This window comes from Candidatus Angelobacter sp. (assembly GCA_035607015.1).
Classification (GTDB): domain Bacteria; phylum Verrucomicrobiota; class Verrucomicrobiia; order Limisphaerales; family AV2; genus AV2.
On sequence record DATNDF010000078.1, the window covers coordinates 1 to 15,107 of the forward strand.

The 15,107-nt window shown below is 59.2% G+C and carries 15 protein-coding genes; 8 read left to right on the forward strand and 7 right to left on the reverse strand.

Annotated features, from left to right (window positions below):
* On the forward strand, window positions 1–195 hold a 195-nt coding region (locus VN887_03120; protein ID HXT38992.1), incomplete at its 5' end, for a response regulator.
* A 923-nt stretch (window positions 196–1,118) separates the two neighbouring features.
* Window positions 1,119–1,928 carry a hypothetical protein gene (locus VN887_03125; GenBank protein ID HXT38993.1) on the forward strand — a complete coding sequence of 270 codons (810 nt, stop codon included), beginning with the start codon at window positions 1,119–1,121 and terminating at the stop codon, window positions 1,926–1,928.
* Between the two features lie 561 nt (window positions 1,929–2,489).
* Here the strand turns inward: VN887_03125 and VN887_03130 are convergent.
* Window positions 2,490–2,951, reverse strand: coding sequence for a VOC family protein (locus tag VN887_03130; GenBank protein HXT38994.1), 462 nt, complete (start codon window positions 2,949–2,951; stop codon window positions 2,490–2,492).
* A complete protein-coding gene (locus tag VN887_03135; GenBank protein ID HXT38995.1) occupies window positions 2,948–3,406 on the reverse strand; it encodes a GNAT family N-acetyltransferase in 459 nt (152 codons plus the stop codon). Before VN887_03135 ends, VN887_03130 begins: the two co-directional genes overlap by 4 nt.
* Before the next feature lie 186 nt (window positions 3,407–3,592).
* Between VN887_03135 and VN887_03140 the strand changes: the two genes are divergently transcribed.
* A complete protein-coding gene (locus VN887_03140; GenBank protein ID HXT38996.1) occupies window positions 3,593–4,306 on the forward strand; it encodes a transposase in 714 nt (237 codons plus the stop codon).
* Window positions 4,307–4,536: 230 nt separating this feature from the next.
* Here the strand turns inward: VN887_03140 and VN887_03145 are convergent, their stop codons facing one another.
* A complete protein-coding gene (locus VN887_03145) occupies window positions 4,537–6,033 on the reverse strand; it encodes a sigma-70 family RNA polymerase sigma factor (GenBank protein HXT38997.1) in 1,497 nt (498 codons plus the stop codon).
* A gap of 182 nt (window positions 6,034–6,215) precedes the next feature.
* Here VN887_03145 and VN887_03150 point away from each other — a divergent pair, with 182 nt between their 5' ends.
* From VN887_03150 to VN887_03170, 5 genes are all read left to right on the forward strand, one after another.
* Window positions 6,216–7,073 (forward strand): CbiX/SirB N-terminal domain-containing protein, encoded by an 858-nt coding sequence (locus VN887_03150; protein ID HXT38998.1) that lies wholly within the window; start codon window positions 6,216–6,218, stop codon window positions 7,071–7,073.
* Window positions 7,070–8,038 (forward strand): prephenate dehydrogenase/arogenate dehydrogenase family protein, encoded by a 969-nt coding sequence (locus tag VN887_03155; protein ID HXT38999.1) that lies wholly within the window; start codon window positions 7,070–7,072, stop codon window positions 8,036–8,038. Before VN887_03150 ends, VN887_03155 begins: the two co-directional genes overlap by 4 nt.
* Window positions 8,039–8,165: 127 nt before the next feature.
* Entirely contained in the window at window positions 8,166–9,653 is a 1,488-nt protein-coding gene (locus VN887_03160; GenBank protein ID HXT39000.1) for a 3-phosphoshikimate 1-carboxyvinyltransferase, read from the forward strand.
* A gap of 84 nt (window positions 9,654–9,737) precedes the next feature.
* Window positions 9,738–10,394, forward strand: coding sequence for a (d)CMP kinase (gene cmk, locus VN887_03165; protein ID HXT39001.1), 657 nt, complete (start codon window positions 9,738–9,740; stop codon window positions 10,392–10,394).
* Complete coding sequence (locus VN887_03170; protein HXT39002.1) at window positions 10,391–11,044, forward strand: lysophospholipid acyltransferase family protein; 654 nt, start codon at window positions 10,391–10,393, stop codon at window positions 11,042–11,044. The genes cmk and VN887_03170 overlap by 4 nt, the downstream gene beginning before the upstream one ends.
* A gap of 3 nt (window positions 11,045–11,047) precedes the next feature.
* Here the strand turns inward: VN887_03170 and VN887_03175 are convergent, their stop codons facing one another.
* The 4 genes from VN887_03175 to VN887_03190 form a co-directional block, all read right to left on the reverse strand.
* On the reverse strand, window positions 11,048–12,148 hold the full coding sequence (locus tag VN887_03175) for a quinone-dependent dihydroorotate dehydrogenase (GenBank protein HXT39003.1): 1,101 nt from the start codon (window positions 12,146–12,148) through the stop codon (window positions 11,048–11,050).
* A gap of 84 nt (window positions 12,149–12,232) precedes the next feature.
* On the reverse strand, window positions 12,233–13,405 hold the full coding sequence (locus VN887_03180) for a HEAT repeat domain-containing protein (protein ID HXT39004.1): 1,173 nt from the start codon (window positions 13,403–13,405) through the stop codon (window positions 12,233–12,235).
* Window positions 13,402–14,514: a tRNA dihydrouridine synthase DusB gene (dusB, locus tag VN887_03185; GenBank protein ID HXT39005.1), complete on the reverse strand. Its 1,113-nt coding sequence runs from the start codon at window positions 14,512–14,514 to the stop codon at window positions 13,402–13,404. Before dusB ends, VN887_03180 begins: the two co-directional genes overlap by 4 nt.
* Before the next feature lie 132 nt (window positions 14,515–14,646).
* Window positions 14,647–15,075, reverse strand: coding sequence for an OsmC family protein (locus VN887_03190; protein HXT39006.1), 429 nt, complete (start codon window positions 15,073–15,075; stop codon window positions 14,647–14,649).
* Window positions 15,076–15,107 lie beyond the last annotated feature (32 nt).

Below are 15,107 nucleotides of genomic sequence, written 5' to 3' on the forward strand. Positions count from 1 at the left end.
CTCAGGATCATTCCGGTGGTCATGCTGACTTCCTCACGGGAGGAATCCGACCTGGTTGAAAGCTACAAGCTTGGCGTGAATGCTTACGTGGTCAAGCCGGTGGGCTTCCAACAATTCGTGGATGCGATAGGACAATTGGGAATGTTTTGGGCGGTGCTGAACGAGCCGCCGCCGGAGCGCGGAGTCCCCGGATGAGGCCGCGAGCCGGACTCCGCGCCCGATGGTGGCGATCCGAACCTCTTTGGTTTCCGCCGAGAACTGCCGGGCAGCGTCAACTCAATCTCCGGCATATTGGCTGCTAACTCTTTCTCTGGCCTGCTGTTTGGCTCAAGAACACAGTAGTAAAATCGCAGGTCGCAGCGCGGCTAGCACCCACGCCGCGCTGCCTCTTTCTTGATGCCAATCGCAGCGCGTCCTCAAAAAGACCAAGATCGCAAGTGGTAAACGGGTTATCGCGAGAGGCCGCCGTGTTACCAGCCACCCATCGGTCGCCGTCGTGTCATTGACGTGACGCGATTTATTTTTTACCTGGTGTTGCGAATTGGGCATTTGATTTCTGGAGCAACTCCGGAAAACTGCCCCGCCCGTGATGGTAGCTGCGGGTCGGGGCATCCTCCTGTCCAAGACTCCGAAGCTTATCGCAGTTTTCCCATGACCTGCATATACCCTAAAAATGGTATGGCAAACACGCCGCAGTTATTCCCGGTGGGCTCCGCCCAGGGCCTCGAGCTGCGCTTGAAAGTTGCCGCGAGTGGCGACTTCCTTTACAACCACCCGCAAAGGCCGGCGCGGCAATAGATTTTTGGCCGGGCAAAGGCTGACAACCGGTTCCGGCGGTGGACGTTGGCCGGTCCCGCGGAGAATGAGGAATCCTCCGCTCGCGACCGCAAGCCTGTTGGACGACTGGTTACTCCGGACGCTGGCGACAACCCTCCCTAAACGGAATCCGAAACGCTAACGTCAGCCAGCGCGCGAATTTTCTGTTTATCACTCGACATTTTGCCCTCGTGATGCATTAATGGCGTCTCTCTCGCGGCACGCCTCTTGGCGCCTGGCCTGTGGTCTGGCGTCGTTTTTTTGGGGCGGGAGCCTTGAGTAACAACAAAAACAAAGAAGGTATGAAGTCAAAAATAGTGATGTCGGGTTTGCTTGCATTGGGCCTGTCTGCTCTGACGGCCAATGCCTGCCTTGTCGAGATCAGGGTTGCCTGTCCGAACGACAATGCAGTCAGCGGTATTCAGGTGTGCATCAGTGATGTGGGATGCGCCACCACTGACAATCTCGGAATAGCTGAAATACTGGTGCCCTACCTGGGCACTTACACCGTCTGCGTGGACACGTCCACCCTGCCTGCGGGGGCCACCCTCAAGTCTTCTTGCAAGACTATCAACGTGGTCGATGACGCTCCTCCGGTCGTCGAGTTTACCTTGGGCGGGGATTTCTGCACCACACCTCCTCCTCCAGGGCCTTGCTGGCTGACCGGTGGCGGCACGATTGGCAAATCCAAGGGCGTTGCGGATTACAGTTTCGGCGGCGTCGTTTATCCCGGATGCAGTCCCAAAGCCGCAGACGGCGGGAACTGGAACGTGATTGATCATGCCACTGGCCTGCATTTCCAGGGACAGGCGATCATCGTTGACTCCTGCTCGGGCGTGTCAACCAAATCACCGAGGGTCAACGTAAACATCATCGACTTCCATGGCACCGGTATCCTGAGTGGTATCGGCGGCAACCCGGACGCGACGATCCCGGTTACGTTCGTCGGACGCGCCATCGACAATCTCGAATCGGGCGGCGGCAGCGACAAGCTGTACCTGAGCGTCTCCAACGGCAGCACGATTGTGTTGCAGGTCGGAAACAGCGCGGCAGATCCGGCGACCATCGCCACGGGAAATCTGCAGATCCACACTTCGAGCTGTAACAATTAGCAACAGCAGGAAGTCTTACGCATAAGCCGCGGGCGTTCTCGAACGTCCGCGGCTTCGATTTTCTTGGAACACCCGCTCCTTTTGCCTGCGCTCGATAAAAGGAGGTTCGAACATTTGCCGATAATTTGTCGGCACATGAAAGTTCCAGAGTTCCGAAACTCTTGTGCACGGGATTTGCGCGCCCGCTTCCGGCGAGCAACGCACAAAAAAATCGTGCTGCGCCGACACTGCCGGTTTCACCCGGGCGATGGTTGCGGCCTTCGAGGCGATTTCCGGCCGCCAGAGTTTAATCTCCATTTGCCGGCACTGCAGGCGGATTGCCTGCCGGCTGCAACAGCATCTCAAAGCGCTTGCGCGAGTGTCTCTCGCCGTGGTTTTTTCTCCGCAGGTGGTGGGAGCGGCCATCGAGCCTCCGAACACACCGGACTACGGGAACTTAAAGTCCAAAACCAGAAACCGGAAAATCTTCCCCCGCCGGCGTTCCTGACTCAAACACCGCAAAACGTTTTCACACAGCCTCGCGCATAGGAGGCCGCCCCTCGAAATCCTCGCGCAGACGACTCATGCGTGTTCCCAATCCTCAAAGCGCTTGCGCCGCTCTTGTCGGTAATTCGTGACCTCAAGACGAACCCCATCCGGGTCGGAAAAGAAAAGCGCGTAATAGTCGGGAGCGTATTCCGGGAAAAGCTGAGGAGACGAACAATCCACTGCCCCTTCCGTAAGGCGTTTGGCAATGGCGTCCACAGTGGCTGCATCCTCGACTCGAAAACAGAAATGGTGCAGACCGGGACTCAAAGGGTCGTGGAGCCTGCCGCTATGAGCAGGCCGCAGCACAAACCCAAAGTGGCGGTTGTAGTATTGAAGGTGATGATCTCCCTCGTTCGTGAATGTGTTTTTGCGGAAACCAAGGATGCCCATGACCCGGTCGTAAAACTGCTCGGAACGAGCGAGGTCAGAGACCGCAAGGTAGATGTGATCGATGCCGATGGTCTCGATATTCATGCCGTGTTGGTGCGTCTTCACCGAAGTTCCAGCGTCATGAAAACGCTGTTCGGGTCGGGAACATAGCTGCCGAAGGGCGGACACTCGACAAACCCATGCCGTTTGTAGAACTCGCGGGCGGGAATGAAATACGGCCACGCCCCCGTCTCAAGGCTCAACCGGGAATATCCCATCCGGCGTGCCCTTTCAATAATGTGCCGGAGCATTGCACTGCCTGCGCCTTTGCGTCGTCGCGACTGCTCGGTGTGCATGGATTTTATCTCCCCATGAGATTCTGAGAGACGCTTCAAAGCACCAATCGCGACGAGATGCTCTCCGTCCCATGCCGACCAGAATTGAACGTCCGGCGATTTCAACCCGCTCAGGTCCAGCGCGTGTGCGCTACCGGGGGCTGTCTCGGCGCGCGCCGTGATAAAATGGTGAACGAGGAGCGTATGTACGCGAGCATCGTCCAGCCCTCCGTCAGCTATCTTCATGGGTGTGCCTCATCAATGTCGTGAAAGTTTCTTCGTCGTGAAGCGGCCCAGACCTTATGGCTTGTGAACGAATTGGCGGGCGTCTGTTTGACTTGTCGCGCGGGTTGCCCCGCGGATGCGGGACCGATCCACCTGTTGAGAAGTTCCGAAGAACTGTTCGTTAAACAAGAAAGGAAACAGATACCCATGAAATCTGCTCCAACCATCCTCCACGTCGGTTTGGACGTCCATAAAGAAACCATCGCCGTGGCCCTCGCCTCCGGGGAGGGGTCGGTGCGCCAATACGGGGACATCCCCGGCCATCTCCAGGCCGTGGACACACTGATCAAGAAGTTGCAAAGGCCCGGAGAGGAACTGCGCTTTTGCTACGAAGCGGGCCCGTGCGGCTTTGTGCTCTGCCGCCATTTGCGGCGCAAAGGATTGGTCTGCCAGGGGGTGGCTCCCTCGCTGATTCCCAAGCGAGCCGGGGACCGCATCAAGACCGACGCCCGCGATGCCGGGCAGTTGGCCCGGCTGTTTCGCGCGGGCGAACTGAGCGCCGTGCGTGTGCCCGATGAAAGCGACGAAGCGATCCGTGATTTGATCCGCGGCCGCTTGAGCGCGGTGTTTGATCAACGCCGGGCACGCCAGCGCCTCAAAGGGTTTCTGTTGCGCCTGGGTTTCCGTTATCCGGGAAAAACCAGTTGGACGCCGGCACGCCTGAATTACCTCTCGAAATTGAAAATGCCCCATCCCGCCCTGCAAATCATCCTGGAGGAGTACATCGGGGCCATCCAAAGCGCCGGTGAACGGTTGGAGCGGTTGACCACGCAGGTGCATGGGCAGTTGACGGATTGGAAACGGTTCGGGCGAACCCTCGATGTCGTTAGGAGGCAATCTGCGATTGACCCTCGAGCCTAGACCGAGGCAGCGCCCCGACGAACTGTTGGTCAGGTGCTAACCAACGCACGTATATCAGCATGATCCACCGTCGAAATGATTCCCGATCTGCTCACCCTCCAGATCACTCCAGAATGCTTTGAAGAAAAAGAAACAGAAGAAGTGTGCCCGCTTGACATTTTCTAAGCCATATCAACGACCGGTCCGATCCAAGACCGATTCGAGGCGAGTACCGGCTGGGGGGTGGCGATTTATTTGCTCTCGCGTTGATTTGCCAAAGCAGCTCCTTCTGTCTGGAGCCCTGAGACCATCTTACCAAGTGCGGGAGGGTCGAAGTTCAGTGCCTGACTCCAATCGTTGCCCATTCGGACAAATGTCAACGGACCTGTAGTCGTGCTGCCATCGGCCCAGTTATATTCGATCTGCAAACTTGCTTCGTCACCGGAAACATTTTGCTCCAGGATGCGTGAGGAGACGAGAATATCGCGGTCCTCGTGCGGTTTGGAGCGATCAAAGAGATGTAACATATACTCGTCCGCCGAACCATACTTTGCCCGAACAGCCTCCGGTGCACCCGCGAAAACCGCCTCAGCCTCGGCCCGGGTGCGCTCATCTCTCCAAGCGACCGCGTTGCGGATCACATTCGTGTCTCCTTTCATTTTTGCCCATTGTAAAGTCTGATACGCGGATGCCGGGTCTGCAATTCCCACGTTCCTCATCTCCCCGGCAAGAAGGAGTTTGCCGGTGCTCGCATGGGCGGCATCCGCTGTTTTCGGTACGGCCTTTGTGGAAGTTTTACTCTTGGTCATGGCCTCAGGTTTTGTCTCGCGTGCTTTCAGCGCCACCAATTCGCCACGCAGGCGAGCCAGTTCTGCCAGCTCCTTCGCCCGCTGGCTTTCCGATGATCGCGCCTCCGCCATCAGCCGTTCTCCGTCCTCACGCAGCGTCTCCATTTCAGCGGTCTGTTGGCGCAGAACCGCCACTTCTCCTTTGAGACGCTGGTTGGCCAGGTGTTGAAGAACGATTGGGGCGGTTACACTCGCCGCCACCAGGGCGGCAATTCCGATCTTTGCTTGGGTTGAATTTGTCGTGAGAGATGCGCCCAGGCCATGAGCCGCCGCAATGGCCGCCACGGCCAAGCCCGCAGGCGCGGCTTTCACAGCCTCTGCCGATAGGATCGCCGCCAGACTCGCAGCGGAATTGGTGAAGCCGCGCTTTGCGAAGATGGCGCGCAAATGGTCCATCGCGCGCGCAACCCGCTTCTGCGCCGCATCCGGACCCAGCCCCAGTCGAACGCCAATCTGTTCGGCAGTCTTGTGCTCGAAGTAGCGCCAGAGAATCACTTCGCGCTCGACGCCCTTGAGTTGAGTAATCGCCTCATCCAAGTGCAGAGCCAATTGGTGCCAGGTTGCTTGGGATTCATCCACAATTATTGCTTTCATGGTCGCAGCCTCACATTCGCGTCGGCGACGGCGCTCTTCGCTTCTGACAGTGTTAATTGAAAGGTTGCGAGTCGTCTCGTAGAGCCATGCGGTCAAAGAAGAGCGTCCTTGCAACCGAACGGAATGCTGGGCCAGAGACAGAAATACAGCTTGAGTGACTTCTTCGGCCAGGGCCGCTTGCCGCACTATCCGTTGTGCGGTGGAGTGGACCAGATTGACGTGACGACTCACAAGCTCCGCGAATGACTGCTCGCACCGACGCCGGACGTATGCCCGAATGAGTATTTGGTCAGTGTCATCTACCATTCAAAGATAAAACACCGCCGGACCGAAAATCGGACAGTGATTTACTTGCCGGAGCGATGGTGGTCTGGTTTGAGTGATTCAATTGCAATGGAACAGGTTAGCATTGCGCGTGCCGCAGAAAGCGACGCCCGTTCCGCTCACTCCACCTTGCGTTTGTCCCTCCACACGTTAACCATTGTCGAGTGACCAACGCTGATCTTTCGGACGCCGCCCTGATCCTAGTCGGCCACGGCTCAACGCTGAACGCCGAGTCCAGCACGCCAACGTATCAGCACGCCGACGAATTGCGCCGCAGGAAAATATTCGCGCAAGTGGTCGAATGTTTCTGGAAACTCGAACCGCCGATTTGTGGTGTGTTGCGGGGGGTCTTTGCTCCGCGTGTTTTCATAGTGCCTCTGTTCATCAGCGAGGGTTACTTTACGGAGGAGGTCATCCCGCGCGAACTGGGCCTGCGCGCGAACGATCAACCGGATTTTTCCCGCGTTCAACGGCGCGGCTCCCAGACGATTCATTACTGCGGGCCGGTTGGCACACACGACACCATGACGGACGTCTTGCTTGCCCGCGCGCGCGACATCGTGAAAAAACACCCGTCTCAGCGCCCGGCCCGGCCGGAGGAAACTGCGCTGTTCATTGCGGGCCACGGCACAAATAACAATGAGAATTCACGCAGGGTCATTGAGCGCCAGGTCGAATTGATCCGCGCGCGAAAGCTCTACGGGGAGGTTTACGCCGTGTTCATGGAAGAAGAACCGCGCATCAGTGATTGTTACCGTCTGGCGCGCGCGAAAAACATCATCGTCGTACCGTTCTTTATCAGCGACGGTCTGCATTCCTACGAAGACATTCCGGGTATGCTTGGTGAATCCAAGGAACTGATTCACGAGCGACTGAAAAGCGGCCAGCCGACCTGGCGCAATCCAACTCAGAAGCACGAAAAACTGGTATGGTATTCTTCCGCCATCGGCGATGAGCCCCACGTCGCCGAGGTGGTTCTTGAGCGGGTGCGCGAAATCGCGGGAGCCATGACCACCCATTGAAAGACAGCATCTGGACCGACTGCACGCTCCTCGTCTCATTGCTTATTGCCTATCGTCCGCTGCCCCGGTTTAATCCTCACGTGCATTTCCAAAAAATCACGCTTGCAGGCGTAGGTTTGCTGGGGGGCTCTTTGGGGTTGGCCGTCAAGCAGCGTGGCCTGTCGGACAAAGTGGGCGGATTTGTCCGGCGCAGCGCCAGCATCGTTGAATGTGACAGGCTGGGCGTCGTGGATCACGCCACGTGCGACCCGCTCCGCGCGGTAGAGAACGCCGACCTCGTCGTGCTCTGCACGCCACTCGCACGGATGAGTGAGGTTTTGCGGCAAATGCTGCCCGCGCTGAAACGCGGCGCTGTCGTCACCGATGTCGGCAGCGCAAAAGCCGGTGTGGTGCAGGAACTGGAACCGTTGGTTGCTGACGCGGGTGGTCATTTTGTCGGCAGCCACCCGATGGCCGGCGCGGAAAAGACGGGCCCCGCGGCTGCGTGCGCAGATCTGTTCGTCAACGCCGTGTGCGTCATTACTCCCACACCACAAACGTCTCCGGGAGCGGTGAAAGTCGTGGAAGCATTTTGGAAGGCGGTTGGCGGATTGCCGTTGCAGCTCTCGCCGGAGGTCCACGACGATCTCGTCAGCCGTTCGAGCCACCTGCCACACGTCGTGGCGGCGGAACTGGCGAATTACGTCCTCAGCCCGGCGCATCCGAAGGAGCAGGCTCTGCTTTGCGCAAACGGGTTTCGCGACACAACGCGCATCGCGGCGAGTTCGCCCGAAATGTGGCGCGACATCGCGCTGGCGAACCGGAAAAATCTCGCGCGGGTGCTGAGTCTGTTTATCGAGGGGTTGCAGGACTTCCAACGCGCGCTCGAGGATGCCGACCGCACGTCGATTGAAGAGTTCTTCGAGAAAGCCCGGCAACGACGCGATGCGTGGAGTGGGCACGGCGTTTCGCCGTCGCCGGAGTAAAACAAATTACGGCGACACAGGAATGGACACAAATCAATTCATTCTGACGCATGCGGACACGGTGCATTTATGTCGGAAGAATTCGTGTCCATTCGTGTTCAGTGGTGGTTAATATTCCGTTCTGCCGATGTCCCTGCCCGATCTCATTGAAATCGCGCCGCTGGAAAAGCCGGTTCATGCCGGGATTGCCGTGCCCGGTTCCAAGAGCATCACCAACCGGGCGCTGGTGCTGGCGGCACTGGCCGACGGCGAGACGACCCTGCGCGGCGCACTCTGGAGCGAAGACACCCGGGTGATGGTGGACGGCCTGCTGAAACTCGGGTTCGTCGTAAAGGTCGAGCCCGATCCGGACGAAGTCTGTAACCGCGCCATCACAGTTCAGGGTCTCGGCGGCAAAATCCCCAACGCCGGGACGTTAGATAAGCCGCTCGAATTATTCGTGGGTAACGCGGGAACGGCGGCGCGGTTTCTCGCCACGCTGGTTTGCCTGGGTCATGGAATTTACCGGCTCGACGGCGTGAAGCGGATGCGCGAACGGCCGCAGGAGGCGTTGTTCGACGCGCTGCGGGAACTCGGCTACTGTATCGATTCGGCGAACAGCAAACTGCCCGCGCTCGTCCATGGCGGCGGTCCAAAGCCCGGCGCGATCTGTTGCGTGAGCATCGCCGAAAGCTCGCAGTTCGCTTCGGCACTATTGATCTGCGCCAAGGCCGGTGGTTGGCACGTGACTGTGGTGGGTGACAATGCCGAAGAGTCGCCTTACGTGGCGATGACGTCGAAGCTGATAGAAGCGTTTCCAAACCGTGGCGGAGGATTCCAGATAGAGCCAGATGCTTCGAGCGGGAGTTATTTTTGGGCGGCAGTGCCTCCTTTGCCTTCGGGCGAACGCCAGGAGATCTGCGAAGATCTTCCCGACGCCGGAGTTGATTTTACGACTCGCATGAATTCCGCGTTCGCGGTCCGGGTCCTGAACTGGCCCCATCCCTCGGATTGGCAGATTGACGCCAGGTTTCCAGAATACGTCGTTTTGGTGGCGCCGGTTAACTTGTACAGCGCCCTGGAGATTGCTGAAGCTGAGCGGCGCCTGGCGCAAATGTGGGGACCAAAGTGGCGTGAACGTTTTGAAGACGGGAGCCGCAAAAACTCGGAGCGTGTTGAGGCCGAACGGGACGCCGTGCGGGTTTCCCGTAACACCGATCTCGGCGACAGCATAATGACTTTGATCGTTCTTGCCCCATTAGCGCATCACAAAATCATGTTTGCTGACTTGGGGCGCTTGCGTCTTCAGGAATGCGAGCGGGTCGTCGCCTTGCGGACGGAGCTTTCCAAATGCGGCGCAAAAGTCATCGAAGAAGGCGACACGTTGACCGTTTATCCTTCAAAACTTCACGGGGCGGAAATCGAGACCTACAATGACCATCGCATGGCGATGTGTTTTGCGATTCTGGGATTGAAAGTGCCCGGCATAAAAATCAAAAATCCCGCGTGTGTGAAAAAAACATTCCCCAATTTTTTCCAGAAGCTGGCGGACCCGCCGCCACACGGTTTGGGAGCGACGATTCTGGATGCAAAGACGGGACGGGCCTTGACTCGAGATGAGTTGTTTGCCGAATAAACGTCACGCCGTGAAACGTTATCCCGTCACACCGGACTGTTTAATCGTCCGCCCCCCGATGCGACGTGTTAAGGAATCAACACCGTGACGATTGTGCAACCCATCGTCATCGCCATTGACGGCACCAGCGCCAGCGGCAAGAGCACGAACGCGAAACTCGTCGCCAGCGCGCTCGGCTATGTCTATGTTGACACTGGCGCGATGTATCGCACGCTGGCGTGGCATTGTTTGCAGAAAAAGGTGGACGTGCACGACGCCAAAGCCGTGATCTCTCTGCTGCGGAAATGGAGGACCCAACTGGAGTGCGTGGATGGCCGGGTGCGGCTTCTGGTCGACGGTTATCATCCGGACAAGGAAATCCGCACCGCTGAAACCAGCGCCGCGGTGCCGCACGTCGCCGCGATTCCCAGGGTGAGGGACTGGATGGTCGCCCGCCAGCGCGAGTGCGTCAAGTTCGGCAATCTGGTGATGGAAGGCCGGGACATCGGCAGCAACGTTTTTCCTGAAACCGAATTCAAATTCTACCTCGACGCCTCGCTCCAGGAGAGGTCCAGGCGCCGCGCCGCCGACGGCGTGCGGGAGGACCTCGCCGCGCGCGACCGGCGCGACAGCCAGCGGGCGACGGCGCCGTTGATGGTGCCGCTCGGCGCGCGGGTCATCAACAACTCGCAAATGACCTCGGAGCAGACCAGCGGCACCATCATCAGCGAGGTCAGGAAACGGCTCGGCGAAAGATCGTGAATCCGAGCTACCGAATCGGCTGGCACGCTTTCCGGTTCATTTACGCCACCTATTTTCACTGGCGCGTCTTCAATCCCGAACGAGTCCCCTTGACCGGACCCGTCATTCTCGCCGCCAACCACGCCAGTTTTATTGATCCTCCGCTGGTCGGCGCTGGTATTACGCGCGACATCAATTATCTGGCCCGTGAGTCGTTGTTCCGTTTCCCTGGCATCGGTGCCCTGCTTCGTTCATGGAACTCCGTGCCGGTGGATAGGGAAGGTGGCGGCGCCGCGGGCTTGAAGGCGATCCTCGACCGGCTGCTGGCCGGTGGCGCGATTGTCCTTTTCCCCGAAGGCACTCGCACGCACGACGGGAAACTGCAGCCGGCGCGTTCCGGCATCGGTCTGACCGTGATCAAATCGAATGCTCCGGTGGTACCGGCTCGCGTCTTCGGAACGTTCGAGGCGTACGGTCGCCATTTCAAATTCCCGCGTCCGCGCCCCATCGCTGTGAAATACGGCCCGCCGATGAACTTTGAAAAGGAGCGGACTGAATCCAGGACATGCTCCAAACAACGGCTCAAAATAATTTATCAGGAAATCGCCGACGAAATCATGGACGCGATCGCCAGACTGGAACCCTGCGCCGACAGGGCATCATTTCCCTGACGGCTACACAAAGGACTCTGTTCCGACGGCGTCTTTCAGAACACTGAAGCCGCGCTCGTCCAGTCGCGTCCGCAACCCCTTGACGATCTCCTTCGTCACCCCGGGTCCCTGGTAAACGAGGCCCGTATAAAGCTGCACAAGTGACGCGCCGGCAGCGATCTTTTCCCAGGCATCGTCGGCATTGAAGATACCGCCCACGCCGATGATCGGGAGCGCACCCTTGGTCTGGCGGTAGAGATGCCGGACGATTTCCGTGCTGCGCGCGCGCAATGGCCGTCCGCTCAACCCGCCCTCCTCGCTGTAAACGCGCTTCAGTTCGGGATCGCGCGCTTCAGGCCGAGTGACGGTGGTATTCGTCGCAACAATGCCGGCGATCTGTCGCGGACCGGTCAATTCGATGATTTCGTCGAGCGCATCGAACGAAAGGTCGGGAGCGACTTTCACCAGGATGGGCTTTGCCGGTTGCCGATTGATCGCCTGCATCGCGGCGAGGATCTCATCCAGCGCAGCCCTGTCCTGGAGCTGGCGCAGGTTCGGCGTGTTGGGCGAGCTGACGTTGACGACAAAAAAATCCGCGTGTGAACGCAGCGTTCGGAAAGAATTGGCGTAATCCTCGGCGGCTCTTTCGAGAGGCGTGATCTTCGATTTGCCGAGATTGATGGCGACTGGATGTCTAGGCCAGCGATCGAGCGCGTGCCACTGCGAGAGCTTTTGCGCCATTGCTTCCGCGCCGGAATTGTTGAATCCCATTCTGTTGACCAGCGCTTCGTCGGCGACAGCGCGAAACATTCGCGGCGCGGGATTGCCGGGCTGGGAATGCCACGTCACACCCCCGAGTTCCACAAAACCGAAACCGAGGGCTTCCCAGGCGGGGACAGCAACCGCCTGTTTGTCCATGCCGGCGGCCAAGCCCACCGGATTGGGGAATTTCAAACCGAGCAGTTCAACCGGCAAATCTGGCGCGCCGTAAAACGAAGCCATGGCGTCGCAGAGAGTGGCTCGTCGGCTGATCCCCCCCAGCGCCCTCAATGTGCGATCGTGAATCTCTTCGGAATCCAGCGAAAATAAAGCCGGCCGGACAAGCTTCCGATAGCACCAACTCATGGCGGGAGAATGTCGAGCGCCGCCGGTCGGGTGTCGAGCGCGTAATTGTCGGTCGTGGTCCGGTGCGTCGCATTCGATCCGCGCTCACTTTGGACCTCCATTCGGTATGATTTTCTTTAACGCTTCCATCGCGTTGGTCCGGGCGAATTCGCTGTCGTCCTTCAATCTGTCCGTCAACGCCGGCTCCGCGGCGGTCGCGAGCGGTCCGATTTTTCCCAGAGTTTGCGCGGCCTCGCCGCGGACCCGGGGATCGGGATCGCTCAGTGATTCGATCAAGCGCGGAATTTGCAACTCGCGGAAGCGGCCCGCGCGCGACAGGGCCATCGCAGCCTGCGCGCGCACCTGGGCACTCTCGTCCTTCAATGCCGCGGTGAGTGACAGTACAGACTCCGTCGAGTAGGGCCAGACGTTGCCGAGCGCCTCGACAGCGGATTGGCGGACGACCATCGCCGGATCCCTCGTCGCCTCCGTCAGGGCGGTCGCAGCGTCTTTCGCCTGAATTCCCAGTCCCCCCAGCACCCGGGCGACCTGGGCGCGGACGCGTTCGTCGGGTGCTTTGAGTGAAACGGCCAGAGCGGCGATTCCCGGTTTACCGATGCGTCCCAGCGCATAAGCCGCTTGAGCCGGGATGTTGCTGCTCTTGTCCGAGAGGAGCGGAATCAGCGCGGGCGCCGCATCCGCCGCCTCGGAGCCGATCGCGCCCAGGGTGTAACAAGCCATCAAACGCACGTAAGCGTCGCCCTCACTCAACGCGCGAATGAGTTTGGGCACGGCCGGCCGGCCGATCTTCACAAGCGCACCCGCGGCCAGCGACCCGACCTGCCGTTCTGAATCGCGCAACGCGCCCACAAGAGGCGCGACCGGCGCGTTCGTGCCGAGCGCGGCGAGCGCGGTGACCGCCGCGAGGCGGTCGCCGACAGCGTCGAAGGGTTTGAACGTGCGAATGATGAAGCGGCGAAACCAGAGCGGCAGTTTGGGAGCGAACGAAAGGAACGGCTTTTTGAGGATCGGGTCCCCGCGATTCAGCGACCGGACCAGGTAGGGGACGCCGTTCGTTCCCAAACCCCGCAACGCGGTCACAGCGTTGCTGCGCACCCCCGGGTCCGGGTTGTTCATGTCACGCATCCACGCCGTGACGGGTCTGCCCTGGTAAACCGGTTCCGCAAAATTTCGCCATCTGAACCAGGCGAACGCGAGCACGACTGCCAGCGCGATGACCGGGGGAATAAACCACCGGCTCTTCGGGAGGGCCTTCACCAGACTTCCACCGGCCCTTTCGGCACCGGAATCTGGCCGCGCTGCGCGGCAACCGGCTCCTGCATAAAAGAAGCGACGAGCGTTGGAGGTTCAAAGCGTGACTGCAATCGGCCGTGCTCGTCGAGGAACTGTTTTCGCCAGTCGAGGTAATCACCCAGGATTTTTTGAAACTCCGTCTTCGACGAGATCATCACCACACGCTTGTTGAACAGGTTCGCGGGACCGAATCGCTTCGCATACCACGGGGCGACTTTGCGAAACAGGCGGCAGCCATGCTCTTCGCCAAACACCTCCGTCATCAGATCAAGATGCCGGCACATCACGCGCACACGCTCCTCAAAGGGTGATTCCGGCAGCAGTTCCCCGGTGCCCAGGTAATGTCGGGTGTGGAGAAAGATCCACGGGTTGTAAAATGCGCCGCGGCCAATGCTCACGCCCGCGCAACCGGTTTCTTCGATCATTTTCTTCGCCGCTTCCGGCGTCGTCACGTCGCCGTTGCCAACCACCGGAATGACTTTTACCGCCCGAGTCACGGCGCGGATGCCCGCAAGGTTGACAGCGCCGCCAAAACCCTGTTCGCGGGTGCGCCCATGCACGAAGATCGCCGCCACACCGACGTCTTCAAGAGCGCGCGCCAAATCTGGCGCCGTGATGTTATGATCATCCCATCCGAGGCGCATCTTGGCGGTGACCGGTATTTTGACCGCGTCCACCATGCACTTGACCAGTCCTGCGGTCTTGTCGAGTTCCGTCATCATCGCTGAACCGCCGCCCACACGGCAGACCTTGCGCACCGGGCATCCCATGTTGATGTCCACCGAGGAAATGCCGATCGACTCGAGATATTGCGCGGCGTCCCTCATTTCTTCGGGCACCGAACCAAAGAGTTGAACGGCGAGCGGTCGGTCGGCAGGGCAGGTCTCGATGAGTTTGAGCGCTTTGGGCTTCTTCTCGAGCAACGACCGCGCATTGACCAGGTCAGTCGTGGCGAGATCAAGTCCGCCGATTTCGCGCAACGTTAGTCGGAACGGCAGGTTGGTGTAACCCGCCAGCGGCGAGAGGAACAGATTCGACTTCAATTCGAGTGGACCGATTCGCATGACGGCCATGACTATAGCATAGCCGTGCTTGTGTCAGTGATAACAATGGGGAAGTCATCTCATCGCCGGGCAAGGCCCCGGGACAGACAGTACGCTCGGCTTCGCCTTACCGACCACCGGCGCAAAACCGGGTCCAAGCGTTCACGCGCTCACCAGCTTTGCATTCAATGTGATGTTTGCCTTAAGAACCCGCGACACCGGGCAGTTCGCCTTGGCGTCCGCTGCGATCTCATCGAACTTCTCCTGGCTGATGCCAGGCACCTCACCGGTCAGTTCGAGATGAATTGCTGTAATGCTCCAATTACCCCCGACCTGCTCCAGGGACAGCGACGCCCGGGTGGAGAGCCGGCGCGGCGTGAAACCGGCGCGTCCCAGAAACGCGGATAGAGCCATCGTAAAACACCCCGCGTGCGCAGCAGCGATCAGTTCTTCGGGGTTTGTGCCGATACCGTCTTCGAATCGGGTGGTGAAGGAATACGGCGTCTCCTTCAACACACCGCTCTGAGTCGAAAGCGAGCCTTTGCCCTGTTTCAAGTCTCCGCTCCAGGAGGCCGATGCGGTTCGTTTCATTCGGTTTCTGTTGTTGGTTCGTGGTTATGCGG

Bases quoted from the DNA above. Each gene is read 5' to 3' on its own strand.
- VN887_03125 (HXT38993.1), top strand. From the start codon at position 1,119: ATGAAGTCAAAAATAGTGATGTCGGGTTTGCTTGCATTGGGCCTGTCT.
- VN887_03135 (HXT38995.1), bottom strand. From the start codon at position 3,406: ATGAAGATAGCTGACGGAGGGCTGGACGATGCTCGCGTACATACGCTC.
- VN887_03140 (HXT38996.1), top strand. From the start codon at position 3,593: ATGAAATCTGCTCCAACCATCCTCCACGTCGGTTTGGACGTCCATAAA.
- VN887_03145 (HXT38997.1), bottom strand. From the start codon at position 6,033: ATGGTAGATGACACTGACCAAATACTCATTCGGGCATACGTCCGGCGT.
- VN887_03160 (HXT39000.1), top strand. From the start codon at position 8,166: ATGTCCCTGCCCGATCTCATTGAAATCGCGCCGCTGGAAAAGCCGGTT.
- VN887_03175 (HXT39003.1), bottom strand. From the start codon at position 12,148: ATGAGTTGGTGCTATCGGAAGCTTGTCCGGCCGGCTTTATTTTCGCTG.
- dusB (HXT39005.1), bottom strand. From the start codon at position 14,514: ATGGCCGTCATGCGAATCGGTCCACTCGAATTGAAGTCGAATCTGTTC.
- VN887_03190 (HXT39006.1), bottom strand. From the start codon at position 15,075: ATGAAACGAACCGCATCGGCCTCCTGGAGCGGAGACTTGAAACAGGGC.